At 68.8% G+C, this 899-nt stretch carries 1 protein-coding gene and 1 pseudogene; both read right to left on the bottom strand.

Annotation, left to right across the window (positions count from 1 at the left end):
• A partial coding sequence (locus tag AC4D2C_RS18745; RefSeq protein WP_490916315.1) for an LGFP repeat-containing protein occupies window positions 1–612 on the bottom strand: 612 nt, incomplete at its 3' end.
• Window positions 613–629: 17 nt separating this feature from the next.
• Window positions 630–884, bottom strand: a pseudogene (locus tag AC4D2C_RS18740) (LGFP repeat-containing protein); the annotation flags it as partial.
• Window positions 885–899: the final 15 nt, after the last annotated feature.

Below are 899 nucleotides of genomic sequence, written 5' to 3'. Positions count from 1 at the left end.
GATTCGGGTGCCGGTGGCGGGGGTCCAGGTGATGGTTCCGCCTTCGTAGGTTTGGGTGCAGCGTGTTGTGGTGGTGCAGGTCTCGGGGCTGGTGGGGTAGCCGAGGCGTCCGTTTTCGTAACCGGTGGTTGCCCAGGCCTTGCGGATGGCTCCGTTGGTGGGGTGCGCTCCGGTGGCGGGGGACCAGTGGATGTCTCCGCCCTGGTATCTCTGGTAGCAGCCGCCGTTGGCGAGGCCGCATTCTTCGGCGCGGGTGGGGTAGCCGAGGCGCCCGTTTTCGTAGCCGGTGGCCGCCCAGGCCTTGCGGATGGCCCCGTTGGTGGGGTGTGCTCCGGTGGCGGGGGTCCAGGTGATGGCCCCGCCCTGGTAGTTCTGGTAGCAGCCGCCGTTGGCGAGACCGCAGACTTCGGCGCCGGTGGGGTAGCCGAGGCGTCCCTTTTCGTAGCCTGTGGTTCCCCAGGCCGTGCGGATCGCTCCGTGGGTGGGGTGTGCTCCGGTGGCGAGGGACCAGTGGATGTCCCCGCGTTGGAATTTCTGGTAGCAGCCGCCGTTGGCGAGACCGCAGACTTCGNCGCTCCGTGGGTGGGGTGTGCTCCGGTGGCGAGGGACCAGTGGATGTCCCCGCGTTGGAATTTCTGGTAGCAGCCGCCGTTGGCGAGACCGCAGACTTCGGCGCGGGTGGGGTAGCCGAGGCGTCCCTTTTCGTAGCCGGTGGTTCCCCAGGCGGTGCGGATGCCGCCCTTGGTGGGCTGTGCTCCGGTGGCGGGAGACCAGTGGATGTCTCCGCGCTGGTATTTCTGGTAGCAGCCATCCCCGACGAGACCACACACGACTCCGGAGGTTGCGGTGCCGAGCGCGGGAGTCCTGCCGGCTACGGCAGCAATCGCCGCACCGCCCGC

The organism is Arthrobacter sp. TJ-240 (assembly GCF_058269195.1).
Note: the sequence above shows the minus strand (reverse complement) of the source record. Positions and strands in the feature narration are given on the sequence as shown.